This is a genomic window from Mesorhizobium sp. WSM4871 (assembly GCF_055811295.1).
This window is the reverse complement of sequence record NZ_JBVVPU010000001.1, coordinates 342,330-367,797: the sequence shown is the minus strand read 5'-3', so window position 1 is coordinate 367,797 and position 25,468 is coordinate 342,330. Positions and strand designations below refer to the sequence as shown.

The window sequence follows — 25,468 nt, the reverse complement described above, 5'->3', positions numbered from 1 at the left end:
CTCATCAACAATCCTGACCTCGGGCTGAAGGTTGCCATGGCTGCCTCAAGAGGTTAACGGGTGCGGCGAAAACCGCACCATCTGGACAGCAGGAACTGGACTATGGGCAAGGTAACAGGCTTTCTCGAAATCGACCGGCAGGTGCACAAGTACCAGCCGGCTTCCGACCGCATTCGGCATTTCCGCGAATTCACGCTGCCGATGTCGGACAAGGAGGTCGAGAAACAGGCCGCGCGCTGCATGGATTGCGGCATTCCGTTCTGCCATGGGCCGACCGGCTGCCCGATCCACAACCAGATCCCGGACTGGAACGACCTCGTCTACAATGGCGACTGGGACAATGCGATCCGCAACCTGCATTCGACCAACAATTTTCCGGAATTCACCGGCCGCATCTGCCCGGCACCTTGCGAGGAAGCCTGCACGCTGAACCTCGAGGACATTCCGGTCGCCATCAAGACCGTCGAGCAAGCGATCGCCGACAAGGCCTACGAAACCGGCCATATCCGGCCCTATCCGCCGGAGAAGAAGACGGGAAAGCGGGTCGCCGTCATCGGCTCGGGACCGGCCGGCATGGCGGCCGCCCAGCAGCTCGGCCGCGCCGGCCACGATGTGCATGTCTATGAGCGCGAGAGCCGGCCGGGCGGGCTGATGCGCTACGGCATCCCCGACTTCAAGATCGAGAAGCACTATATCGACCGGCGCATCGAACAGATGCAGGGCGAGGGCGTGAGCTTTTACTGCGGCGTCAATGTTGGCGTCGACAAGAAGGTGGAGGAATTGCTCGCCGAATATGATGCGGTGCTCTATTGCGGCGGTTCGGAAACGCCGCGCGCCGCCGATATTCCCGGCGATGATCTCGGCGGCGTGCATGACGCGATGCCCTATCTGGTGCAGCAGAACAAGCGTGTCGGCGGCGAGCCGATCCAGTCGGTGGCGTGGCCGTCGCATCCGATCATTGCCGGCGGCCAGCATGTCGTCGTCGTCGGCGGCGGCGACACCGCCTCCGATTGCGTCGGCACCGCCTTCCGCCAGGGCGCCGTGCGCGTCACCCAGCTCGACATCCGCCCGCAGCCACCGGAGAAGGAAGACAAGCTCGCGGTCTGGCCCTATTGGGCGACCAAGATGCGTACGTCATCCTCGCAAGCCGAGGGCGCGGAACGCGAATTCCAGGTAGCGACACTGGAGTTCATCGGCGAGGATGGCCAGCTGACCGGCGTCAAATGCTGCGAGGTCGATGAAAAGCGCAAGCCGATCGCCGGCACCGAATTCGTCATCCGCGCGGATCTGGCCTTCATCGCCATCGGCTTTGCCGGCCCTGCCGCGGCTGGCGTGGTGCAGGAACTGGACGGGCAGATGAAGATTGCCACCGATGCCCGTCGCTCCAGGAATGTCGAGGCCAACGACCGCGATTACAGGACCAGCGTCGAACGGCTCTACGCGGCGGGCGACGTGCGCCGTGGCCAGTCGTTGGTCGTCTGGGCGATCCGCGAGGGCCGCCAGGCGGCGCGTGCGATCGACGAGGCGCTGATGGGATCGACCGTCCTGCCACGCTGAGACCGTTTGGAAACCCTACTCCGGCGGCCATCTGCGGGCGTTTCCGCCGTATCAAGGATTGATTGCCGTCGTCTTGTCGCTTCCAGCGGCTGCCGTCGCGGGATTGACCTTGGGCGGCCAGGAAAAATCGTCGGCGCGGCCGGGCGAGGCTTTGGGGGCCTTGCCCTCGACGGCGAGCTTTTCGCCGGGTCTGTCCGCCTTTTTCAGTGGGGCGGCGCCGAGAAGTTCCGAGCCGCCGTCGAGCGCCGGATCGCTGAGCAGCATCGGTACGGTTCGGTCAACTTCCATTGGCGCGGCCGCCGGCGCCTCGACGGGAGCGCCGGCCGGCGCGGCGGCGGTCGTGACGCCGCCCGGCGCACTCAGCCCCAGGATCTTCAGCAGCGGTTTTTCGGCATAGAAAGCGAGCTTGCGTTTGCCGGCCTTCGACACGTTGATGCCGTCATCGGTGCGTAGGCGCACCGCCTGGCCGTTGATATCCGGCCCGCTGATGACGAAGGCGCCGTTCTCGTCGACGAAACCGTCCCAGATGTCGACGAATTCGCCGCCGTGAGTTTCGGCCGCCGACCGGTAGATGTCGTTGAAAGCCAGCATGTCGGAGGTCATCTTCGCCACCCGGAAAGGCGGCATGCCGACCCACAGATAGGGAACCTTGGTCGACGCGATGGCCTTGCCGAGCGCCTCGGTCCGGCGCTCATACTCCTTGGTCCAGTTCTCCGATCGCGGCTGTTCGCGCACATCGTCGACGCGCATTTGCTGACGGTCGTTGGAACCAAGCATGACGACCACGGCCGCGGGCTTTTCGGTCTCGATCAGCGATTTGATCTGTTCGGGCCAGTTGTAGACGTCGTCACGCACGAGGCCCGACGAACCATTGCCGCGAACGACGATCCTGACGCCAGCGTTTTGCGCAAAAGCGGCATCCAGCCCTTCGGCGAGGCCGCTCGCCATGAAATCGCCGACCACCAGGACAGTGCGGGCATCCGGCGCCTTCTCGACAATGGGGGTTGCTGGCTCAGCTGGTCGGCGCGGCGCGGCGCGAGGCTTTCTTGCCTTCGTGGGTGGCCTGGCTCGCTGGATTTGCTGCGGCGGCGGTTCGATCCGCTCGCTTCGGCGCGGAAACAACAGGTCGCGCAGCGACCAGCCGCGGCTTTCTTCCTGCGCCATGGCCGGTGTGTGAAAGGCGCCGGCGATGCCCGCCACCAGGACGACGATGGCCAGAGCGAGTATCGGCACGCGACGAAGGATCACCCGGATGCGCGCAGCCGAAACCAATCACCCTCTCCATCCCTGGGCGCATGGCCCGAAAGCGGATTTCGGAAGGGGCCATGCGCGCGAATTAACGTGCTACAGCGTCCTCTGCGCGTTCGAAAGGACGCACGCCGTAGACGGCTCTATTTTTGTCTGAGCCATTTGAGCACTTCCATGCTCGGATGTCCGTCCTGGGTCAAGCCGGCCTTCGCCTGGAAGGCCATGATGGCGGCTTTCGACCCGTCGCCGATCTTGCCGTCGAACTTGCCCGAATAGTAGCCGTGCTCGGAAAGCCGTTGCTGGAGCTCCTGCCTTTCCTCGAAGGAAAGCTTGGTGAAGGGCCGTTTCCAATCCTGCACAAGCCCGCCATAGCCGGCGATATCATCGGCAAGAAGGCCGACGGCAATCGCGTATTTGTCGGCATTGTTGTAGCGCTTGATGACCGAAAAATTCTTGATCATCAGGAAAGTCGGTCCACCGCGACCGCCGGGCACCTTCAACGTCGCCTTGTCCGCGCCATTCCTGAACGGCTTGCCGTTGGCGCGCTTGACACCCAGCGCTTGCCATTGCGACAGCGACATCGATCCTTTCGGGAATTTCTTGCCGTCCGGAAGGACGACTTCATAGCCCCAGGTCTTGCCGGCCTGCCAGCCGTTCTTCCTGAGAAGATTGGCGGACGTTGCCAGGGCGTCGGGGATCGAATTCCAGATATCGCGCCTGCCGTCGCCGTCCATGTCGACCGCGTAGGCCTGGTAGCTGGTCGGAATGAACTGGGTATGGCCCATCGCGCCTGCCCATGAGCCGACCAGGTGGCTTTCGTCGATGTCGCCCCTCTGCAGGATCTTCAAGGCCGCGATCAACTGTGTGCGGGCATATTTCGAGCGCCGGGGATCGGCGTAGCCAAGCGTTGCCAGCGAACGCACGACATTGCGGATGATATCGTCGCGCTTGAGGGTTTCGCCATAGTTCGATTCCATCGACCAGATGGCCAGCAGGACGTAGCGGTCGACGCCGTATTTGGCCTCGATCCTGTCCAGCCACGGCTTCCATTTCCTGGCCATCTGCTGGCCGACGGCGATCGACTGGTCATGGACGCGATTGTCGAAATAGTCCCAGGCGGGCGCCGTGAACTCGGGCTGAAAGCGTGCTTTCTCCAGCACCTCCGGGTCGGCATCCCTGATGCCCCTGAATGCCTGGTCGTAGACAGCGCCGGAAACGCCACTCTGCACCGCGGTGGCGCGGAAGCTGGTAACCCATTGGCGGAAACCGGCGTCGGCAAAAGCCGGCCCGGCTGGCATCAGCAAGGCAAGCGAGAGGCCGGCGGCCGCCACGACGCTTGTCAGGCGCCTTGCTGCATTGCGTAGGGACATTTTTTCCTCCTTTTTCATCACAGGAAGGATCATTCTTCGCCGAAGCCGGTTAGGATTTAGTTTACCATAGGTGTCGCTGGGAACGAAAAGACAGGTCGATGCTTTAGAGATTGCAAATTTTCATCGGATAGTCGGTAATCCCTGATTTCGGCATGAAAATGTCTGCGAGCGGTGCGACGAGGCAAGCAAGGATGATTGGCAGCATGAAGAGAGTTCGCAAGGCAGTTTTCCCGGTCGCCGGCCTCGGCACGCGGTTTCTCCCGGCCACCAAGGCCATCCCCAAGGAGATGCTGACCGTCGTCGACAGGCCAGTCATCCAGTATGTGGTGGATGAGGCGCGTGAAGCCGGCATCGAGCATTTCATCTTCGTGACCGGCCGCAACAAGGCGGTCATCGAGGATCATTTCGACGTCCAGTTCGAACTCTATGACACGCTCGCCCAGCGCGGCAAGGATGACCAGCTCGCCCGCCTGCAACGGTTGCAGCCCGCGCCGGGCCAGACCAGCTTCACCCGCCAGCAGGTGCCGATGGGCCTCGGCCATGCCGTCTGGTGCGCCCGCGAACTGGTCGGCGACGAGCCTTTCGCGCTGCTCTTGCCCGACATGATCATGCAGTCGGAAAAGAGCTGCATGAAGTCTATGGTCGAGCTCTACGAGGAGACCGGCAACAACATCATCGCGGTCCAGGAATGCGACCCGGCCGAAGCCCATAAATATGGCATTGTCGGCCGCGGCGAGGACACGCATCACGGTTTCCGCATCACCGGCATGGTGGAAAAACCGAAGACGGGCACCGCACCCTCCAATCTCTACATCAACGGACGCTATATCCTGCAGCCGGAGATATTCGGGATCCTCGAAAGCCAGGAAAAGGGCGCCGGCAACGAAATCCAGCTCACCGATGCGATGCTGAAACTGGAGAAACAGCAGCCCTTCTACGGCTACCATTACCAAGGGCGCACCTTCGACTGCGGATCGCCGGAGGGCTTTGTCGAGGCCAATGTCGCCTTCGCGCTGTGGCGAAGCGATATGAGTGCAAGCATGGCGGGCGTCATCCGCACGCTGCTCGACGAGTTGAAGCCGTCGGAACGCAAGGGCGCTGCTTTTTAAGCCTTCATCAATATCGGCCGGCCTGCCTTACCGCTGAACCTTCACGCCAAGGAATATGCTGTTGGCCGTATAATCGCGGCCCGCCAGGTTGCTGGTCTGCTTTTCGGTCCTGACGCGGGTGGTGAGGCCGGCATAGCGGTTCAGCCACCATGTCAGCCCAGCCTCGGCGCTCAGCGTCAGATCATGGCCGTCGGAGCCGACGTAATCGCGCCAGTCCGCGCCAAGGGCGGCATTCCCGGTCAGGTTGGCACGGATTTGCCGTTCGCCAGTGAGGCGGCCGGAATAGAGGATGTCGCCGCTTTGTCCGGCGTTCGTCGTGCCCTCCACGGTCGTCTGCGCGGTGAGGCCGATTATAGTGCCGCGCTCGGGCGACCATTTGAGGTCGGCGTTCACCGTGGCGCCCGAAATCGCCTGCAGCCGGTCGTCGTCGATGGCTTCCCTGAGCCAGCCGGCCGAGAACTCGCCGGCAAGTTTCTCGCCCATGTCGAGTTCGACGCCAGCCCGGGCGCCGAGCCGTGTCGAGGATCGTTCGTACCCGCTGCTATCGACGCGCTGATCATAGAGCCGTCGGCCGACCTCGACCTCGGTGAAGGGCGTGATGGCGGGAGAGATCTCGTAGCCGGTGCGCAAAGTCGTCGTGTAAAGGGTGGAATCGCGGTCCTTCTGCGACACGACGGTGCCGTCCGAAAGCTTGGCATCGCCATAGATGTCGTGGGAGACGGCACCGGTCAGCGCGAAGCGCATCTTGCCGGCGTCCTTCTCGACGGCGAGGCTGCCGTCGAGAGTCTGGCGTATCGGCTGCGAGTTGACGCCGGCAATGGCGTCGGGCGAGGAGGCCGATTCCGGCGCAATCTCGTAACCGAGCCTGGCGATGGCGCGCAGTTCATTGCCGAGGTCGACGTTGAGCGTGCCTTCGATGCGGCCGCGCGCCTCATTGATCTTCTGGCCCGATACGGTGTTGCGGAAAATGCCGTAGCCGTCGATGGTGGCCGAATTCTCCGCCCAGTCGGAGACAGCGTTGAAGCGCAACGCCGTTTCCGACAGCAGCGCGGACTTGCCGCCATTGCTCGAATCGGCATTCGACGTGGCCGTCAGGCCCTGCTCGAGCGTCGGCCTGATCACGAAGGAGCCGAGCCTGAGACCAGTGGCGGCGAATGGGTCGTCCTCCGCCTTCTTGTCCTGGCCCTCGATCGCCTCGGTACGCTCGGCGCCCGGGTCAAGCTGCAGCCTGTCGGCGGAATCAATAGTCACGGCGCGGCGATTGGTGTCCTGATCCGTCTCCGCGGTGTCGGCGTTATCCGTATTGGCCGTGGTTGTCGCGTCGACGGTGGTTTTCCTTGTCTTCTCGCTGTCGGCGGCCTCGTCCTGCGCCTTGTCTTCATCGGCGGCGCGTTGCCTGGCGCTCGCCGAGCGGCGTGGCGGGACGGGGGCGGGGTCATCGGCAAACGGGTCGTCGGCGGCCGCGGGCGGATCGAAAATACTGCCGGTCGCCGATGCCGTGCCGGTGTCATCGGGTACGGCGCCGGGACTGGCCGGTTGATAGGTGGGTGCCGGCACGTCCCCCTGGGCGGTCGCGCCGGTCGTCGCCTGATCCTGGGAACCGGCCATGCTCATTTGCCTGGTCTTGCGCCGCTGGTCGGCCAGGATAGCCGATTCCGAAACCTCGCCGCGCAACTCGGTCTCCTGGGCGAGAGGTAGCGCCGGCCGCAGCAAGGCAAAGACGCTGGTCGCCAGCAACAAGGCGCAGACCGCCTTGCCCTTGCGTCCTCTTTTCTTTTCGGGCTGGGCCTTGGACATTGCCACCACTGCTTGCGCCGCGCCTGCGCGCCGTACTTACCGAACCGTAAATGGGGATGGTTAACGGAGGGTTGAGGTGGCGGCCGATTAACCCTGTCGCGCGCCTGTGACCCAAGGGATTCACGCGCGGCGCTGCACGCGTGAGGCGGCAATTCCGTTGGACAGGCGCGCGGCAAAGCGCTAATCGCTTCAGCCATGCATGCGGGATCCCCAGAGAAGAAGCCGCTCGACAGGCCAGCTTCAATCGCTTCGGCGCTCAGAACGGTGGCAACCGAGCAGGCTGGTATCGCAGCACTGGCGGCCGCGCTCGAAAACGGGCTTGCCGAACCGTTCGCGCGCGCCGTCGACCTGGTGTCGCGGATCGACGGCCGCGTCATCGTCACCGGCGTCGGCAAGAGTGGCCATATCGGCTCCAAGATCGCCGCGACGCTTGCTTCGACAGGCACGCCCGCCTTCTTCGTCCACCCTGCCGAAGCCAATCATGGTGACCTCGGCATGATTGCCAGGGACGACGCCATCATCGCCATGTCGTGGTCGGGCGAGAGCAGGGAACTCATGGGCATCGTCGCCTATTCCAGGCGTTTCTCGATCCCCTTGATCGCGGTCACGTCCGGAGAGACATCGGCGCTGGCGCGCGAGGCGGATGTAGTGCTTCTGCTGCCGCGCGCGCCGGAAGCCTGCCCGCACGGCCTGGCGCCGACGACATCGACGCTGCTGCAACTGGTGATCGGCGATGCGCTGGCAATCGCGCTGCTCGAAGCGCGCGGTTTCACGCCCGATCATTTCCGCACCTTCCACCCCGGTGGACAGCTCGGCGCCAATCTGACGCAGATCCGCGACATCATGCATGTCGGCGAGCAACTGCCGTTGGTGCCCTCCGGCACCGGAATGCAGGAGGCGATCCTCGAATTGTCGCGCAAGGGGTTTGGTTGCGTGGCGATCACCGGCGCGGACGGCGCGCTGGTCGGCATCATCACCGACGGCGACATCAGGCGCCATATCGGCAGCAATCTTCTGGCGATGAGCGTCGATCAGGTCATGACCAGGGAGCCGAAGACGGCCGGACCCGATACGCTGGTGGCGACGGCGCTGCAGACGATCAACAACTCGGCCATAACCAGCCTGATGGTGGTGGAAGGCAAACGTCCGGTCGGACTAGTCCACCTGCACGATCTGCTGCGCATCGGCGCGGCCTGACCAGTTTGCCGATACTCCCAACCTGATTTAGACGGCCTCTACGGTCAGTTCCAGATCCGTATCGGCGGAGCCGGTCACGCGCACTTGTGTACCTGCCGGCAAATCCGGGCCGGAAACGCGCCACAGCGTGTCGCCCAGCCGGATGCGGCCGCGGCCGTTCTTGATCGGCTCGGCCAGCGTCGCCATCCTGCCGACCATCTGCGCGCCGCGACGGTTGAGCAGCGGCTGGTCGACGTCGCCATGACGGCCGCCGACCAGCTTCTTGCCGACGAAGGCCGAAACCAGCGACAAAGCCAAGAAGGCCAGCACCTGGACCTGCCAGGTCCAGAAGGCCGTGTCCCAGACGAGCAGTGACACCGCGCCGATGATCAGGGCGGCGATGCCGATCCACAGCATGAACACGCCTGGCGCGACGACTTCCATCACCAGGAGGACGAAGCCGAGAACCATCCAGTTCCACGGGCCGAGTTCGGAAACGATGCGTTCCAACATGGGAGTGGCCTCAGTTTTCGCCCGGGCGAACCACCGGCGGACGCGCGGTCTGCCGTGCGGCGCCGGCAGTGCCTTCGCTCCTGAAGACTTCCTTGGCGATCTCGCCGATGCCGCCGAGCGTGCCGATCAGTGATGAAGCCTCCATCGGCATCAGCACGACCTTGCTGTTCGTAGCGGAGCCGATCCTGGTCAGGGCTTCGGTGTATTTCAGCGCGACGAAGTAGTTGAGCGCCTGCACGTCGCCCTTGGCGATCGCCTCCGACACCACCTGTGTGGCGCGCGCCTCGGCCTCAGCGGAGCGTTCGCGTGCCTCGGCGTCGCGGAAGGCGGCTTCCTTGCGCCCTTCCGCCTCGAGGATCTGCGATTGCTTGAGGCCTTCGGCATCGAGGATCTGCGCGCGCTTGTTGCGCTCGGCCATCATCTGGCGGCCCATCGATTCGATGAGGTTGGCCGGCGGATTGATGTCCTTGATCTCGACGCGGGTGATCTTGATGCCCCAAGGATGCGCGGCCTCATCGACGACGCGCAGCAGGCGCTCGTTGATGGCGTCGCGGTTTGACAGCAATTCGTCGAGATCCATCGAGCCCATGACGGTGCGGATGTTGGTCATCGTCAGGTTGAGGATGGCGTTCTCGAGGCCGGCGACCTGGTAGGCGGCCTGCGCGGCGTTGAGCACCTGATAGAAGGCGACGCCGTCGACGGCGACGATGGCGTTGTCGCGTGTGATGATCTCCTGGGTGGGAACGTCGAGCACCTGCTCCATCATGTTCATCTTGGCGCCAACGCGCTCGAAGATGGGGTTGATGATGTTAAGACCCGGCGTCAAAGACTTGGTGTAGCGGCCGAAGCGCTCCACCGTATAGTTATAGCCCTGAGGTACCGTCTTGATGCCCTTGAAAAGAAGGATAATGACAAGAAAGACAAGAACAACGATGGCAATGTCGAAACCGCTGAAGCCCATTTCATTTCTCCCTCAAAGCCGACGACCTCACGGAATCACTTAAGTGTGTTTCCGCGGCGTTACAATCAGGTGATCACGAATATTGGTTAGCGAAGGCTTTTGCGCACCGGTTTCAGCCATCCCGTCGGGGACGTTCAGATCCAGCCGGCAAGTTCGCGCCGCACCATCGCCTCGATCACTGCCATCCCCTCGGCACTGTCGTTGAGACAAGGTATGTGCGCGAATTTCCCGCCGCCGGCGTGATGGAAGGTTTCGGCTGCCTCGCGGCCGATCTCGTCCAGCGTCTCGATGCAATCGACGGAAAAGCCGGGGTTGACGATGGCGATCGATTTCACGCCTTCCGTGGCCAATTTCTCGACCGTCTTGTCGGTGTAGGGCTGCAGCCATTCCTGGGCGCCGAAGCGCGACTGGAAGGTGGTGATCAGCTTCTTCTCGCTCCAGCCGAGCCGCTCGCGCAACAGCCGCGTCGTCTTCTGGCAATGGCAATGATAGGGGTCGCCCTTCTCGAAATAAGGCTTCGGGATGCCATGATAGGAGGTGATGACAACCTCCGGCTCGAAGTCGAGCGTGGCCAGATGCCGTTCGATGGATCGCGCCAGCGCCTCGATATAGACCGGTTCGTCATAGTAGGGCGGCACGGTGCGGATGGCGGGGGCGGCGCGCATCTTCATCAGCGCGCGAAACAGTTGGTCGTTGGCGGTAGCGGTCGTGGTCGCCGAATATTGCGGATAGAGCGGGAAGGAGATGATGCGGTCGCAGCCCCGCTCGACCAGGCTTCTGGCGACGCTCGCGGTCGACGGATTGCCATAGCGCATCGCCCAGTCGACAACGACATTGGGCAGGTCGGCCAATGCCTGGCCCAACTTCTCGCCCTGGGCGCGGGTGTAGGTGCGCAGCGGCGACTCGTTCTTCTCGCGGTTCCAGATACGGGCATAGTTGGCCCCCGACTTCTTCGGCCGGGTGGTTAGCACCAGCCCGTAGAGGATCGGATACCAGATCGCCCTGTTGAGCTCGATGACGCGCGGATCGGACAGGAATTCCCTCAGATACCGCCACATCGGTTTGAAGTCGGTGCCGTCGGGCGTTCCGAGATTGACCAGCATGACGCCGATCTTGCCGGTTCTTACCGGAGGATGTCCGGCCGGCAATGGGCCGATGGCCTTCGCGGCCTTGGCGTCGATGGAGGTGGAAAGCGGCATGATGGTTCTCCAGGAGACGCGAACCTAAGCCTCTTGCGCGCGCTTTCAATGCAGCCTCTGGCCGCACCTCAAGACGGATCACGCCGCGTCGGCGATAGCTATAGGCCGAAAACAGACGACCCGCCCGGTTTTCCGGACGGGTCTGTGGTTGGAGTGGCCAAAGCGCGGTTAATTCGCGGGGATGGTCAGCGTCGCGCCGACGGGGAGCCGTCGCGGTTCGTAGCCTTCGTTGGCGGCTGAAATGATCTTCCACTTGGTGCCGTCGCCATAGGCTTTCTTGGCCAGGTCCCAGTAGGTGTCGCCAGCGACGATCACGTGGCTGCTTTCGGCAGGGGTGGTCTCGGCCGGCTTTGCCGGTTCGGGCGGTGCTGGAGCTGTCTCCGCCGGGGCGGGGGCCGGCGTAGCCTCTGCCGGGGCAGGCGTCGCCGGAGCTGGTGTTGTTTCCTCAGACACGCTTGGCGGCGTCGTGGCGATATCGCCAGAACCGGACGGCAATGCAGGCATCGCCGGTTCGGCAGGTGCTGCCGGCTCCGCGGTCGGAGCAGGCTCGGCCGGCTTGGCTGGTTCAGCAGCCGGCGCCGCGGGGGCTGCCGCAGCGTTCGCCGCGATCTCGGTGATGCGGCCATCGAGCTTCGGCGTATAGGGCCGGTGCGCGCCGAGATAATCGGCGACCACCTGTTCGAGGCCCGGACCGTAATCGTATGCGTTCTTGGCTTTGTCGGCGAAAATCTTGTAGCCGTCGCCGCCCTGGCGGACATAATTGTTGGTGGCGACCAGATAATCCTTGTCCGGATTGATCGGCGTCCAGTCGCCGCCTTCCATGACCTCGACCGACTTGACGCGACCGGCATTGGGCGCGACCGATTTGTCGAACGAATATTTCAGGCCGGCGACCTGCGGGAAGCGGCCGGCGCCGTCCTCGACCTGGCTGAGGCCGCTTTCGAGCCCGGCGACCAGGTCCTTGCCGGAAATCTGGAAGGTCGCCAGTGTGTTCTGGAACGGCAGCACGGTCAGCACCTCGCCCATGGTGACGGTGCCCTGGTCGATCGAGGCGCGCAGGCCGCCGCCATTCGAGACGACGATCTCGACACCCTGGCCCTTGACGCGGTCGAGAATGGCGTCGGAGACGAGATTGCCCATTTCGCATTCGCGGGTGCGGCAATTCTCGCGGCTGCCGTCGATCGCCTTGGTGGTCTCGGCGACTTCCTTGTTCTTCAAGGCCTCGATCGGCGCGCCGAGTTCCTTGATGCGTGCAAGCACGGCTGGATCGGGGGTGATCGACTTGTCGAGATAGATCGGATCGCCGCTGGCCTGCTTGACAACGCCATTGTCGTCGAACACGACCTTGAACTCGCCGAGATATTTCGAATAGGACGCCGCCTGGACGACGGGTACCTTGTAGCCGTCCGGATTGTCGACCATCGTCGGGTAGGGGCCTTCGGCCTTCGGGTCGGTGTTGGACAGCAGCGAATGGCTGTGGCCGCCGACCACCACGTCGATGCCAGGGATTTTGGCGATGATATCGCGCTCGCGCCTGTAGCCGATATGGGTGACGGCGATGATCTTGTTGACGCCTTGCGCCTTCAGCTTCTCGACCTCTGATGTGATCGACTTGACGTCATCCTCGATGGTGATGTTCGGGCCGGGGGTGGCTAGTTCCGGCGTGTCATTGGTGACCGCGCCGATGATGCCGATCTTCTGGCCGCCGACTTCGACGACGATTGACGGCTTGACGCGGTCGCCGAGCTTGGACTGCGCATTGGCCTTCACATTGGCGCCGAGCACCGGAAACTTGATCATGTCGAGGAACGGCGCGAGCGCGGCCTCGCCATCGTCGAACTCGTGGTTGCCGAGTTCCATGGCATCGAATTTCATCTGGTTGAGGAACTCGCCTTCGACCTTGCCCTTGTAGGTCGTGTAGAAGAGCGAGCCCTGGAAATTGTCGCCGGCGCTGAGCAGCAGCACGTTCTGGCCTTCGAGCTTCTTGCGCTCCTGAGCGATCGCCGTGATCAAGCGCCCGGCGCCGCCGATGCATTCGCCCTTGGTCTCTTCCTCGGCCGAGCAGGTCGATTCATATTTGTTGTTGCCTTCGATGCGGCTGTGCCAGTCGTTGATGTGCAGGATGTTCAGCGTGTAGTCGGCAAAGGATGCTCCGGCCGACAGGCCAAGCATGGACGCCGACAGGGCGGCAATGGCAGCGATCTTCATTATTTGTCTCCCGGGTGACCTGATCAAGCGTTTAACGCTTTTGCTTGACTGCAGCATAACAGCCAACTTTTTCGTCATGTTCACATCGCGTTTCAGTCGATGCAAGCGGAATCGGGATCAGCTTTGCCGGCGTAAAAAGGGACGGCGAGCCAAGCTTGCCGTCCCTTTTTGGAAGCAATTCAGTACAGCGCTCAGGTGCGTCGCGTCAGCACGAAATTCTGTCCGCTGCCGCTGGTGCAATTAAGCTGCGAGGTGGAGATCAGCAGGCAGTTGAAGCTGATCGGCGTCTGACGGATCAGCGAGGTGCCATGGATCTCGACCGAAGTGCCGCTGGTCATGGTGTAGCTGCCATCGGCAAGCTTCTGGCCTGTATCGGTGGCGACGGTTTTGAAGCTGCCGCCGGCAAAGGTCGACAAACCCGTGCCCTGCGCATCGATCCAGGAACCTTCGACGCCTTTTCCCGAGATTGCCGGCGGCTCGCTCGGGCCGGTGGTGGTGCAGGCCGCCAAGGCGACGGCTGTGGCCGCGGCAATGCCGGCCGAAAGCAATTTTCGCGCGATCGTCATGAAAAACCTCTCCTCGAGCATCGGACCGGAAATCTGTTCGATTTTCGGAAAGCACGATGCGTACATCCAAAGTGCTGGAGCGTACTTTCCAAATAGTCGCACATTCGCTCCAGGCCGCTTCCTTCAATCGCCCGATTTCCGGGCGATTGCAAGGCGGTGCGGTATGCCGGTGGGAGTGCTATCGAACGAGGATGTTGCGGAATTGCCACGGGTCGTTTTTGTCGAGATCTTCCGGGAACAGGCCGGGGCGATTATCGAGCGGCGTCCAGTCAGTATAGTAGCCCTTGACCGGTCCGAGATAGGGGGACTGCACTTCGAGGCAGCGCCTGTAATCCATCTCGTCGGCCTCGACGATGCCGGCTTCAGGATTTTCCAGCGCCCAGACCATGCCGGCCAGCACCGCTGAGGTAACCTGCATACCGGTCGCGTTCTGGTAGGGCGCCAGCTTGCGCGCCTCTGCCAGCGACAATTGCGAGCCGTACCAATAGGCGTTCTTGTCGTGGCCGTAGAGCAGCACGCCGAGCTCGTCGACGCCGTCGACCAGTTCGTTCTCGTCGAGCACATGGTGCACGGGTTGGGCCTTGCCTGCGGCGCCGAACATCTCATGCAAGGAAAGCACGGCGTCGTTGCAGGGATGGTAGGCGTAGTGGCAGGTCGGGCGGTAATGAACCTTGCCCTTCTTGCCGCGCACCGTGAAAAAGTCGGCGATCGAGATCGCCTCGTTGTGCGTCACCATGAAACCATATTGCGGACCGGGCGTCGGGCACCAACTGCGAACGCGCGTGTTGGCGCCCGGCTGCTCCAGATAGATAGCGGCCTTCGAGCCATGCTTGTGCTTTTTGGCGTTCTTCGGCATCCAGGTCTCGTGTGTGCCCCAGCCGAGTTCGGCTGGCTGCAGCCCCTCGGAAATGAATCCCTCGACCGACCAGGTGTTCCAGAAGACATCCATCGGCTTCGGCTTCTTCGTGCGCTGGGTGTCGCGCTCGGCGATGTGGATGCCCTTGACGCCGGCCTTCTTCATCAGTCTGGCCCAGCCCTCGCGATCGGTTTCGGCCGGTTCGGAAAATTCCAGCCCGAGATCGGTGGCGAGGTTAAGGAGCGCCTGTTTGACGAACCATGAAACCATGCCGGGATTGGCGCCGCAGGTGGAGATCGCGGTCGTTCCGCCGGGATGCTTACGCTTTTCCTCGATCAACGCTTCGCGCAATGCATAGTTGGTGCGGCTGGCATTGTCGGCCTCGGCGTCGAAATAGAACCCGAGCCATGGCTCGACGACGGTGTCGATGTAGAGCACGCCGAGCTTGCGGCAAAGCCGCATCAAGTCCACCGATCCGGTGTCGACCGACAGGTTGACGCAGAAGCCCTGGCCGCCGCCCTTGGTCAGAAGCGGCGTCAAAAGCTTCTTGTAATTCTTCTGCGTCACCGCTTCCTGGACGAAGGCGATGCCGCGCTCGTCGAGCAGCTTACGGTCGGCATCGCGCGGGTCGACGACCGTCATGCGCGACTTGTCGAAGTTGAAATGGCGTTCGATCAGAGGCAGCGTTCCCCGCCCGATCGAGCCGAAGCCGATCATCACGACAGGGCCGGTGATTTCACCGTAAACGGGCCAGTTTTCATTCGCCATTTTATCGAACACTCCTCAAAATACAGGGAAAAATCCGGCATTTTCCGCCGGACGGCCAAGCGCTACACCACAGATCATTGTCATAAACCAGTGAAAAGCGCCAATCGCCGGCTAGGCCGCATTCGCCACGTGGTTAAGGAAGGCAACCAGCCGGTTGCGGTCCGATGTCATGCCCTTGTAGTCGAGTTGGGCCTCGTCGAGGGCCAGAAGTTGCGCGGCGAAAGATGCTGCCAGCCTTGCCCGATCGGGATGGCGCGCCAGCACGTTGAGCGGATCGAGATGGATGCGAATGGTGAACAGGACGTCACGCGAGGCGGGAAGTTTCCTGAGCGTCTGCCGCTCGACACGGATGAAGGCGCGGGCATCGATGTCGCCATCCGGAAATCTGGAGGGGCGGCTGGCGGTGCGGTCGATGCGCTCGAGGTTCGAGAGGGGATGGTAGAGGGCATCGCCGGCCTGGATCGACCAGTTGTAGCGCTCGACGGCCTGGCCCTGAAGACCGTCGAACATACGGTTGATAAGGTCGGCCGGGCGCGTGCCTGGACCGAAGCCCGGCACCGGCGCGTGGATTTCCTGCAGCGGCCTGCCGAATTTTTCGCTCAGCGACCATGAGGAGGGAAAGCAGAGCGAGCCGGCAACCAGCCGCCAGCCACTCTCGTCGCGGCGCATCAGGATCAGGTCTTCCTGGACAAGCAACGAGGCTGCGACAAGCGGCGCATCGCTGAAGCCGCCGGCAGTTCCGGCCCTAGTGCCGATCACCTCGATCCCGGTGCCAGAGCGTCGATAGACGTCTGGATACTTCGCCAGCAAATGCGTGCCGAGCAGATCAAGCACCTCGCGCTGGGCGTCGCGCGTGCCGTCCTCTTCGACAAAGACGCTGCCGGGGATTTCGGTATACAGCCGGCGCTTTTCGGCGAGATGAGGCAGCAGATGGCCATCGACCTCGATCCAGCTATCGAAATCGAGCGGCTTCAGCCCGATGGCAAAAAGCTTCGAGGAGCCGTCATAGGGCGTGTGGGCGGGGATGCTCATGCCTTTTATATGGGATCCAATCGGATCGCGTCAGCCCAGCCGCGCCGGGATCAATCCGCGCAGCGAATTGCCGACGAACAGCGCCTTGGCCGACTTAAGATCGTCCAAAGTGTAGATCGCTTCTCGGGCGCGGCCTTGATCCAGCAACTCACCGCGCAGGACACCAGGGAGCAGGCCGCAATCGAGCCGCGGCGTCGCCAGCGCGCCGTCGCCGAAATCGGCGAAGAGGTTTGATATCGTGCCCTCGCAGATTTCGCCACGCTCGTTGGCCAGCAGCACCTCGTCGGCCCGGCTGATCAGATATTCGGCGCGCGCCCGCTGGTAGGCGCCGCGGCGGCTGGTCTTGTGGCGCAGCAGCGTGTCGTTCGAATCGAGCCGTACCCGCGACAGTTGCAGCCGCCAGACCTTGTCGGCGGCGAGCGGCTCGAAGGGTACGGCCGACGCCGTCGCCTTGCCGTTGCGCGACAGGACGAGGCGTGTGCGCAAGGCGATGCCAGGCCGGTCGATGACGTTTGTCAGCACCTCGCCGACCTTGCGCGGATCGCAGGCGAAGCCCAGTTCGCTTGCCGAGCCGTAGAGGCGCGCGAGGTGGCGGTCGAAACGCAGGAAGCCCTGGCCGGGCTCCCAGCGCATGGTTTCGATCAGCTCGAAATCGGCGGCGTTCCCGTCGCGAAGCGCGCTTTCAGCAGACACTCCTGATACTCCTCCTCGGCCGTCGAATCGAAGACGACGCCGCCGCCGACATTGTAGACTGCTTCGCCATTGGAAAAGAGCGAGATGGTGCGGATCGCCACCGAAAAGCGCATCGTGCCGCCAGGTGCGATCCAGCCGATGGCGCCGCAATAGACATCGCGTGGCGCGGTTTCCAGATCGTGCAGGATCTCCATGGCGCGGATCTTCGGCGCGCCGGTGATCGAGCCGCAGGGAAAGAGTGCCGCAAGGATCTCGCGGATTGTCAGGCCGGGCAAAAGCCGCGCACGCACGCGGCTCACCATCTGGTGGACGGTCGGGTAGGTTTCGATGCGGAAAAGCTCCGGCACCTCCAGCGTGCCGACCTCGCTGATCAGCGAGATGTCGTTGCGCAGGAGATCGACGATCATCCGGTTCTCGGCCTGGTTCTTCTCGTCGTTGGCCAAGAACGCCTTCAGTTGCTTGTCCTGCGCCTTGGTCGCGCCGCGCGGAGCGGTGCCCTTCATCGGATGCGTTTCGATCATGCCTTCGGCGTCGATCTCGAAGAACAGTTCCGGTGACCGCGACAGAACGACGGGATCGCCGAGCGCGACCAGCGCGCCGTATTTCACCGGCTGGCGTTCGGTCAGCGCGTCGAACGCCGTCAGGGGATCACCCGACCACTGCGCCTGGACCGGAAAGGTCAGATTGCCCTGATAGCAATCGCCCTTGCGGATGTGGTCGTGGAGCCGCGCAAAGCGCTTTGCATAGTCCTGCGAAGACCAGGCCGCTTTTGCGTCGAAGATCGGGCCGTTGGTTGCAGCAGCGTTGCCGGGCCCGACCGCCTGTTCGACAGGCGCGTCGAAGACGCCCAGGCAGACAAGCGGGGCGCGGCGTCCGCCCGGCAGCAGCGGAACGAGCTTTGGTTCGAGCAGATAGCCGGCCTCGTAGGAGAGATAGCCGGCCAGCCATTTGCCGGCATTGTGCGCGGCTTGCGCGGCTTCGAGCGCCGGCAGGAAATCCTGCGCCTCATGCGCCACAAGGATGTCGGCCGGATCGTCGAAGACGAGCTGACGCGCGCTCTGGTCGTTGCGGAAAATTGCAGAGGGCAGGGACATGAGGCTCGGATGCTGCGGCCAATGGCGATCATCGATCGCTCTATATGGGGCCTTGTTTCAGCGCAATCGAGGGAACGGCGTCTCAGGACGCAAAGACAGCCGTGATGTAAAAAGCGAACTGGCGGCGTCCTGGGGGACGCCGCCATTTGTCTTGGGTTCGATGCCGCCAAGCAAATTCAGGTGTTGCTGGCGGTCCCCGCGGTCGGGAAGCGTCGCGCGAATTCCGCTTCGTCGCCGGCGGCGAGCAGCTTGGCCTGCTCGATCCAGCGCTCGCGTTCGATGCGGCCGTCGAAGTTCAAGGTCTTCTCGATCCGGGTGACATCGGCGGCCGTCCATGCGGCGATCTGAGCATAGGTCGTGACCCCCAGCCCCTTGAGCAGCTTCTCGTTGGCCGGGCCGATGCCGATCAGCCGGCGCAAATCGCTGGCCTTGCCGGCTGCCGCTGTTGTCGCCTTGGCTGCCGTGGCTTTCCTTGCCGGCGGAACGGCCTTCTTCGCGGCAGTGCTCGTCTTCGCCGCACTCGATGTCGCTGCCTTTGATGTGCCTGCTTTGGTCGTCCCCACCTTTGGTGTACTTGCTTTCGGGGCACTTGCTTTCGTCGCACTTGCCTTCGGTGCCGCTGCCGCGGGTTTGCTGGGCGTTGGTGTCGACATCAGCGCCGCCGGCGCCTGGGCGGCAGCCTTGGCCGGGCCGGTCCTGGCGGCTTGCGCCTCGGCCAGCCGGCGCTCGAGATCGGCGCGGGTGCGGCCGCATGCGTCCAGCTCACCGGTCAGACGATCGCTATCGGCGCGCAGCCTGTCTCGCTCGCTGCGCGTACGGTCGAGGTCGCCGCGCAGGCTGTCGAGTTCGCCACGCAGTCGTCCCCAGATGAACCAGCCAACCAACACACCTACAAGGAACGCCAGGAGCATGTAGAAAAAAGTGCCCATTGTCTCTCTCTCCAGTCCGGTCTATCGGCCGCGGTCAGGAGCAGCGACCTTGGCGAAGGACCATTCGATGGTGGTTCCGCGGTTCGCGGAACAGCCGGCTTCGATCGAGCTGTCGGCTACCGGCTTTTCCCGCCAAGGCCAACGGCCGCTGTCGCATTCGCCGAAGCGCCATGGCCGGCCAGAGAATCTCCCGGCCCGAGCCGCGCGCCCGGTTGAGCTTGAGGCGGGACGCTATCATACAGCCCCCCGAAAGCTAACGGAAAAATTCCATAGAAACTTATTCAAGAACAAATATTCAACGCAAGAATAGAAGGGTTCAATATGCATTGCGGCTAAATTGTTCTGCCTGCCCCGCGCGCTCGCCTGCGCGCATCAATTGTCCAGCGCTTCCAGCTCGTCGATCAGGCCGCCGATCACGCCTAGGCCGATCTGCCAGAAGGCAGGGTCGGTGGCATCGAGGCCGAAGGGCGCCAGAAGTTCGGAATGATGCTTGGTGCCGCCGGCGCGCAGCATGGCAAAATACTTCTCCTGAAAGCCACGCTCGGCGTTCTGGTAGACCGCATAGAGCGAATTCACCAGACAGTCGCCGAAAGCATAGGCATAGACGTAGAAGGGCGAATGGATGAAGTGGGGGATGTAGGTCCAGAAGACCTCGTAACCTTCGCGCAGCTTGATCGCCGGCCCGAGGCTTTCCGCCTGCACTTCCAGCCAGAACTGGCCGAGCCTGTCGGATGTCAGTTCGCCGTTCTTGCGCTCGGCATGCACCTTGCGCTCGAATTCGTAGAAGGCGATCTGGCGCACCACCGTGTTGATCATGTCCTCGACCTTCTGGGCGAGCATGGCCTTGCGCTCGCGCTTATCGGTGGTCTGCTCGAGCAGCGAGCGGAAGGTCAGCATCTCGCCGAAGACGGATGCTGTCTCGGCCAGCGTCAGTGGCGTCGAAGCCATCAGCGCGCCCTGGTCGCCGGCCAGCACCTGGTGCACGCCATGGCCGAGCTCGTGCGCCAGCGTCATCACATCGCGCGGCTTGCCCATGTAGTTGAGCAGCACGTAAGGGTGCGCCGACGGCACGGTCGGATGCGCGAAGGCGCCCGGCGACTTGCCGGGCCTGACCGGCGCATCGATCCAGTTGCGGTCGAAGAATGTCCTGGCGATTTCCGCCATGTCGGGGGAGAAGCGCTGATAGGCGGACAGCACCGTGTTCTTGGCCTCGTCCCAGCCGATGACCGCTTGCGGGGTTTCGGGCAACGGCGCGTTGCGGTCCCAATGGTTCATCATGTCCATGCCGAGCCAGCGCGCCTTCATCGCGTAATAGCGATGCGACAGGCGCGGATAGGCGTCGCGAACGGCTGAGGCCAGCGCGCCCACCACGCTGCGCTCGACACGGTTGGCGAGGTGGCGCGAATCGGCGATGTCCTCGAAGCCGCGCCAGCGGTCGGAAATCTCCTTGTCCTTGGCCAAAGTGTTGGTGATCAGCGTGAAGGTGCGCAAATTCTTGCGGAAGGTCGCGGCCAGCGCCTCGGAGGCCCGGCGGCGCACGTCGCCATCGGCGTCCTGCAGCCGGTTGAGCGCCGGCTCCAGCGTCAATTCCTCGCCGTCGATGTCGAAGCGCAGATCGGTCATCGTCTCGTCGAACAGCCGGTTCCAGGCGCCGCGCCCGGTGATCGACTTTTCGTGGAAGAGCTGCTCGACCCGGTCCTCGAGCTGGTAGGGCTTGTCCATGCGCAAGTCGAGCACCCACGGCCGATAGTGGGCGAAACCGGGATCGGCGGCCAGCGCGGTCGCGATCGCGGCATCGTCGATGAGGTTCAGTTCGAGCGCGAAAAACAGAAGATGCGCGCTGGCGTCGGTCATCTTCTCCTGAATGTCGCCGTACAGCTTGGCGCGCTGCGGGTCAGCCGTGTTGCCGGCATAGACCAGCCCGGCATAGGAGACGATCCGGCCGATCAGTTCCTCCAGCGCTTCATAGGCGGCAAGCGCTTCGCCCAGCCTGCCGCCGTCGCCGCGCTCGGCCTCGGCGGCGAGCGTACCCTTCCAGCGGCTCTCGAAGTCGATGGCGTCGGCGGCCGCCCTGGCGATGTCGCGCTTCAGCTCCGGGGCGTCCATGCCCGAATAGAGATCGGCGAGGTTCCATTCCGGCAGGTCGCCGAGGCCCGCCGCGCCCTGACCGGACGACGCCGCTAACTGCCGACCAAAAACCATACGCATTGCCATCTTTCCAGAACCAGGATTCGAGGGGTCAAAATTCAAAGGGGACCAAAATTCAAAGGGCCCAAAACTCAAGAAGAATGGGAAGCCGGTCAAATCCTAAGGAATTCGTTCACCGGGTTTTTTGAAACCTTATTTAGAACCCTGTGCCAAGATGATCCATAGGGCGCAGTTCCCCCCTGGTGATCATGTTGGGGTTGGGCAAATTGGGCGGGCATAGTTGATCCAGTCATGGCAGGTTCCATACTCATAGTCGATGACGATCCCGTGCAGCGCAGGCTGCTCGAGGCGGCGGTAACGAAATTCGGCCACACCGCTATTGTCACAGACGGCGGCGAGGCAGGCCTCGACGCGCTCGACGGACCGCATGCGCGCGACGTGTCGGTGGTCATCCTCGATCTCGCCATGCCGGGCCTCGACGGCATCGGCGTGCTGAAGGCGATGCGTGAGCGCGGCATCAATGTTCCGGTCATTGTGCAGACCGCACAGGGCGGCATCGAGACCGTCGTTTCGGCGATGCGCCACGGCGCTTTCGATTTCGTCGTCAAGCCCGCCTCTCCCGACAGGCTGCAGGCGTCGATCGGCAATGCGCTCAAGGTCGAGGCGGTCGAGGGCGAGGTGAAGCGCACGTCGCGACGGCGAGGCGACCATCTGACCTTCAAGGATCTGATCACGCACAGCCCGACGATGGACCGGGTGATCCGTCTCGGCCAGAAGGCGGCAGCGTCGAACATCCCGGTCCTCATCGAAGGCGAATCGGGCGTCGGCAAGGAATTGGTGGCGCGCGCCATCCAGGGCAGCAGTGACCGCCGCTCTAAACCCTTCGTCACCGTCAATTGCGGCGCCATTCCCGACAATCTGGTCGAATCGATCCTGTTCGGTCATGAGAAGGGCTCGTTCACCGGCGCAACCGAAAAGCACACCGGCAAGTTTGTGGAAGCGCATTCGGGCACGCTTTTCCTCGACGAGATCGGCGACCTGCCACTCGACGTGCAGGTCAAGCTTTTGCGCGCCGTGCAGGACGGCGAGGTCGATCCGGTCGGCGGGCGCTCGACCGTCAGGGTCGACATCAGGCTGATCTCGGCGACGCACCGCAATCTTCTGCAGCAGGTCAAGGACGGCAAGTTCCGCGAGGATCTGTTCTACCGGCTGAACGTCTATCCGATCTTCGTGCCGCCGCTGCGCGATCGCCGCGACGACATCCCCTACCTTGTCGAACATTTCATGGAAAAGGTCGCGCCCGCCGATCCGCGCCGCCGTCTCAACGGCATCTCGGCCGCGGCACTCGCCATGCTGCAGGCCTATGATTGGCCGGGAAATATCAGGCAGCTCGAAAATGCCGTCTTCAGGGCCTCCGTGCTTTGCGAAGGCGATGTGCTGACGGTGGAGGAGTTTCCGCAGATCCGGGCGCAGGTCGATGGCACCGTCAATCTCGGTGCCTATGGCGCATTGCCGCCTTCCGCATTTCCCGACCTGGCCATCGAATCGCGTGGCGAGGGGCCGGACGAAGACGGCATGGCCGCGACGGGGCCTGAGGCGCCGGCCAGGCTGCAACCTCGCTTCGGCACGCTAAAGGCGCTCGACGAACGCGGCAATGTGCGGGCGCTGGCCGACGTCGAACTTGAAATGATAAAGCTCGCCATCGACCATTATAACGGCCAGATGAGCGAGGTCGCCCGCCGCCTGGGCATCGGCCGCTCCACGCTCTACAGGAAGCTCAAGGAACACGGCATCGATCCCGAAACGGGCCGTGTCGACCGGCTCGCCTCCTGATTGTGCCAACGAACCCGCGCATGACAGCGCGAGGGGTGCACGTCAGTGGCGACGTTCACGGATTGAGGCAATTTGTAACAGATCGTGTTTCGGGCAAGGGCTGAAACATGATCTAAACCAGCGGTTTACCAAGAAACCCTGCGCAATATTTTTGACGGGATGTCGCCACGGTGTTACCGCATTTCGGCTTCAATAAGTGATGATTAACCATTAGGATCGATATTCGGATGTGACAACAACGCATCCGTTTGGGCAAATCCGGGGACAAACGGCAGCCTGCAAGGCCTTTTGATTTGAACCAAGTCGAACGACACACAAACGGACGGCACGATCACATGAGCGCTTGGCCGAAATGGCTGGCAGCGGTGATTCTTGCTTGTGGTTTTCTTGTAGCGGCTGCAACGGGCGCCAGCGCGGATACGCGCTCGCTCAAGCTGTATAACCTCCATACGCACGAGAAGGCGGAGATCGTATTCAAGCGCAATGGCCGCTACGACCAGTCGGGCCTGAGGAAGATCAACATCATCCTGCGAGACTGGCGCCGCAACGAGCCGACCAAGATGGATCCGCGCCTGCTGGATCTGGTCTGGGAGGCCTATCGGCAAAGCGGCGCTACCGACTATATCCAGGTCGTCTGCGGTTATCGCTCGCCGTCGACGAATTCGATGCTGCGCGGCCGCAGCAGGGGCGTCGCCCAGAAAAGCCAGCATATGCTCGGCAGGGCCATGGATTTCTACATTCCCGGCGTGCCGCTGAAGAAACTGCGCGACATCGGCCTAAAGATGCAGGGCGGTGGCGTCGGCTATTATCCGTCGTCCGGTTCGCCCTTCGTCCACATGGATGTCGGCAATGTGCGCCATTGGCCCGGCATCAGCCGCCAGGAACTGGCGCGCGTGTTCCCCAATGGCAAGACGCTGCATGTGCCGAGCGACGGCAAGCCGCTGCCTGGCTATGCGCAGGCGCTGGCCTCCTACAAGGCGCGCAAGGGCGCCGGCACTCCCAACATCGAATTGGCCAGCGCCAGTGGCGGTTCCAAGAGATCCGGTGGTCTGCTTGCCGCCTTCTTTGGCGGTGGTGAAGATGAGGCGGATGACAGCGCCGATGTGGCGTCGGCCGCGCCCGCCCCGAAGTCGAAGAGCGTAAAGCTGGCAAATGCGAAGCCGGCCGCCAAGAGCGACAACCTTCCGGGTATTGCCATCGTGTCGCCCAAGGATGCCAAGCGCGCCAATATCCCGCAAATCGCCGATGCGCCTGAGCTGGCTCCGGAACCGGAGCAGGATACGCCGGAGACGATTATCGCTGCCCTGCCGGCGCGTAGCGTGCCGTTGCCTGATTTCGCTCCGCGGCCAAAGGCCGATGTCGGTGGCCAGCCGCCCGAGGACGTTCCCTTCGGCATGGCCGATGCCACCGCCACCACCGAGCAGACGGTGGCGACCGCGCAAGCGCCGGCAAGCGTTCCCTTCGGCATGGCGGACCCGTCCGCTGAGCCGTCAACTGCTGGCGACCCGGCTCAGGTTGCGGCCAACAACATACCGCTGCCGACCTGGCGTCCCGATCACTCGCTGCCGGCCGACCTTTCGGCGGACGATTTGGCGCCGCAGGACAAGGACGTGCTTATGGCGCTGGCCGGCACGGCCGAGCACGGCAAGACCGCGACCGATGCGTTTTCGGTGTTGCCGACGGCGCGTCCCGACACCACCCAACCGGACGTAGTGAAGGCGGTTCTCGAAAAGGTCAGCGTCACCGACGGCTACCAGGTGGCTTCGCTCTCCGAACCGGCCCCGGTCTTCAGCGATGCGGCAAGCGCCGACACGGCATCGCCGCGCGAGGCTGTCGCTGGCCGGCCGGCGGGTTCCGATCCGGCAGCGGCGATCGGCGCGGGTGTGAAGACCACCCGCAAGGAAGCCCGGGCAACTGCTCGCGATTCAAAGCCTGGTCCCAAGGCTCTGGTGGTTGCCGCCGCACCGCAAGCCGCCCGCTGGGCGCTGGGCAGCGGCGAAACTGTCGCGGCCGTTTCCGATGCGACGACGGCGCCGCGCTATGCCTACAACATCGTCCACACCCCACCGAACGAGGTCTACGCGGTCGGCTTCCAGCCTAATGGCGAGATCTTGGAGGCCAACCGGTTCACCGGCAACGCCGTCAAGTTCCTGTCGGTCGCTCGCTTCCAGACCAAATAGCGGACCGAACAAGCCACATACAAAGCCGCGCCGGGCAACCCCCGCGGCTTTTTGCTGTCAGCCCCTGTGTGTGTGCAGCGCCCGTTGAAGGTGTGATCGCGGCTCAGGTCCATAATCGTGCACCAGCCGGCGATGCGGTCGACGCCAGTGCCGGCGGCTCCGGCCGCCAATGCTGCAACGCAGGCTGCGACGATGATCGTCAAAACCAACGACCATATGCATATGAAAAAC

Annotated in this window: 19 protein-coding genes; 5 read left to right on the top strand and 14 right to left on the bottom strand. The window is 63.2% G+C overall.

The genetic code is table 11. The annotated features are described in order from the left end of the window. The first annotated feature begins 102 nt into the window (after positions 1 to 102). Positions 103 to 1,557 (top strand): glutamate synthase subunit beta, encoded by a 1,455-nt coding sequence (locus AC0L2H_RS01840; RefSeq protein ID WP_473588594.1) that lies wholly within the window; start codon positions 103 to 105, stop codon positions 1,555 to 1,557. Between the two features lie 51 nt (positions 1,558 to 1,608). Here AC0L2H_RS01840 and AC0L2H_RS01835 read toward each other — a convergent pair whose 3' ends face one another. Both AC0L2H_RS01835 and AC0L2H_RS01830 read right to left on the bottom strand, forming a co-directional pair. After that, positions 1,609 to 2,829, bottom strand: a complete 1,221-nt coding sequence (locus AC0L2H_RS01835; RefSeq protein WP_473588593.1) for an SGNH/GDSL hydrolase family protein — start codon at positions 2,827 to 2,829, stop codon at positions 1,609 to 1,611. A 119-nt stretch (positions 2,830 to 2,948) separates the two neighbouring features. After that, entirely contained in the window at positions 2,949 to 4,175 is a 1,227-nt protein-coding gene (locus AC0L2H_RS01830; RefSeq protein ID WP_473588592.1) for a lytic murein transglycosylase, read from the bottom strand. A 203-nt stretch (positions 4,176 to 4,378) separates the two neighbouring features. Between AC0L2H_RS01830 and galU the strand changes: the two genes are divergently transcribed. Further along, entirely contained in the window at positions 4,379 to 5,284 is a 906-nt protein-coding gene (gene galU, locus AC0L2H_RS01825; protein WP_473588591.1) for a UTP--glucose-1-phosphate uridylyltransferase GalU, read from the top strand. 27 nt (positions 5,285 to 5,311) lie between these two features. Here the strand turns inward: galU and AC0L2H_RS01820 are convergent, their stop codons facing one another. Next, a complete protein-coding gene (locus AC0L2H_RS01820; RefSeq protein ID WP_473588590.1) occupies positions 5,312 to 7,081 on the bottom strand; it encodes an outer membrane beta-barrel protein in 1,770 nt (589 codons plus the stop codon). A 195-nt stretch (positions 7,082 to 7,276) separates the two neighbouring features. Between AC0L2H_RS01820 and AC0L2H_RS01815 the strand changes: the two genes are divergently transcribed. Continuing rightward, the gene (locus AC0L2H_RS01815) at positions 7,277 to 8,278 is read left to right on the top strand and encodes a KpsF/GutQ family sugar-phosphate isomerase (protein ID WP_473588589.1); all 1,002 of its coding nucleotides are present in this window, start codon (positions 7,277 to 7,279) and stop codon (positions 8,276 to 8,278) included. Positions 8,279 to 8,305: 27 nt separating this feature from the next. On the opposite strand, the gene AC0L2H_RS01810 is transcribed toward AC0L2H_RS01815, so the two are convergent. From AC0L2H_RS01810 to AC0L2H_RS01760, 11 genes are all read right to left on the bottom strand, one after another. Then, complete coding sequence (locus AC0L2H_RS01810) at positions 8,306 to 8,770, bottom strand: NfeD family protein (protein ID WP_473588588.1); 465 nt, start codon at positions 8,768 to 8,770, stop codon at positions 8,306 to 8,308. A gap of 10 nt (positions 8,771 to 8,780) precedes the next feature. Continuing rightward, on the bottom strand, positions 8,781 to 9,731 hold the full coding sequence (locus tag AC0L2H_RS01805) for an SPFH domain-containing protein (protein ID WP_473588587.1): 951 nt from the start codon (positions 9,729 to 9,731) through the stop codon (positions 8,781 to 8,783). 134 nt (positions 9,732 to 9,865) lie between these two features. Then, complete coding sequence (gene hemH, locus AC0L2H_RS01800) at positions 9,866 to 10,930, bottom strand: ferrochelatase (RefSeq protein ID WP_473588586.1); 1,065 nt, start codon at positions 10,928 to 10,930, stop codon at positions 9,866 to 9,868. Positions 10,931 to 11,098: 168 nt separating this feature from the next. After that, positions 11,099 to 13,141, bottom strand: a complete 2,043-nt coding sequence (locus tag AC0L2H_RS01795; RefSeq protein ID WP_473588872.1) for a 5'-nucleotidase C-terminal domain-containing protein — start codon at positions 13,139 to 13,141, stop codon at positions 11,099 to 11,101. A gap of 188 nt (positions 13,142 to 13,329) precedes the next feature. Then, positions 13,330 to 13,704 carry an outer membrane lipoprotein Omp10 gene (gene omp10 / locus AC0L2H_RS01790; protein ID WP_473588585.1) on the bottom strand — a complete coding sequence of 125 codons (375 nt, stop codon included), beginning with the start codon at positions 13,702 to 13,704 and terminating at the stop codon, positions 13,330 to 13,332. A 178-nt stretch (positions 13,705 to 13,882) separates the two neighbouring features. After that, the gene (locus AC0L2H_RS01785) at positions 13,883 to 15,328 is read right to left on the bottom strand and encodes a homospermidine synthase (RefSeq protein ID WP_473588584.1); all 1,446 of its coding nucleotides are present in this window, start codon (positions 15,326 to 15,328) and stop codon (positions 13,883 to 13,885) included. A 111-nt stretch (positions 15,329 to 15,439) separates the two neighbouring features. Next, positions 15,440 to 16,360: a heme-dependent oxidative N-demethylase family protein gene (locus tag AC0L2H_RS01780; protein WP_473588583.1), complete on the bottom strand. Its 921-nt coding sequence runs from the start codon at positions 16,358 to 16,360 to the stop codon at positions 15,440 to 15,442. Positions 16,361 to 16,390: 30 nt separating this feature from the next. Then, positions 16,391 to 17,053 (bottom strand): aminotransferase class IV family protein, encoded by a 663-nt coding sequence (locus AC0L2H_RS01775; protein WP_473588582.1) that lies wholly within the window; start codon positions 17,051 to 17,053, stop codon positions 16,391 to 16,393. After that, the gene (locus AC0L2H_RS01770; RefSeq protein ID WP_473588581.1) at positions 17,002 to 18,147 is read right to left on the bottom strand and encodes an aminodeoxychorismate synthase component I; all 1,146 of its coding nucleotides are present in this window, start codon (positions 18,145 to 18,147) and stop codon (positions 17,002 to 17,004) included. The genes AC0L2H_RS01775 and AC0L2H_RS01770 overlap by 52 nt, the downstream gene beginning before the upstream one ends. A 176-nt stretch (positions 18,148 to 18,323) precedes the next feature. Beyond that, positions 18,324 to 19,076 (bottom strand): proton-conducting membrane transporter, encoded by a 753-nt coding sequence (locus AC0L2H_RS01765; RefSeq protein ID WP_473588580.1) that lies wholly within the window; start codon positions 19,074 to 19,076, stop codon positions 18,324 to 18,326. A gap of 372 nt (positions 19,077 to 19,448) precedes the next feature. Further along, positions 19,449 to 21,284, bottom strand: coding sequence for a M3 family oligoendopeptidase (locus tag AC0L2H_RS01760; protein WP_473588578.1), 1,836 nt, complete (start codon positions 21,282 to 21,284; stop codon positions 19,449 to 19,451). A gap of 231 nt (positions 21,285 to 21,515) precedes the next feature. Here AC0L2H_RS01760 and AC0L2H_RS01755 point away from each other — a divergent pair, with 231 nt between their 5' ends. Both AC0L2H_RS01755 and mepK read left to right on the top strand, forming a co-directional pair. After that, on the top strand, positions 21,516 to 23,057 hold the full coding sequence (locus AC0L2H_RS01755) for a sigma-54-dependent transcriptional regulator (RefSeq protein WP_473588577.1): 1,542 nt from the start codon (positions 21,516 to 21,518) through the stop codon (positions 23,055 to 23,057). 335 nt (positions 23,058 to 23,392) lie between these two features. Beyond that, positions 23,393 to 25,237, top strand: a complete 1,845-nt coding sequence (gene mepK, locus AC0L2H_RS01750; RefSeq protein WP_473588576.1) for a peptidoglycan L,D-endopeptidase MepK — start codon at positions 23,393 to 23,395, stop codon at positions 25,235 to 25,237. Positions 25,238 to 25,468 lie beyond the last annotated feature (231 nt).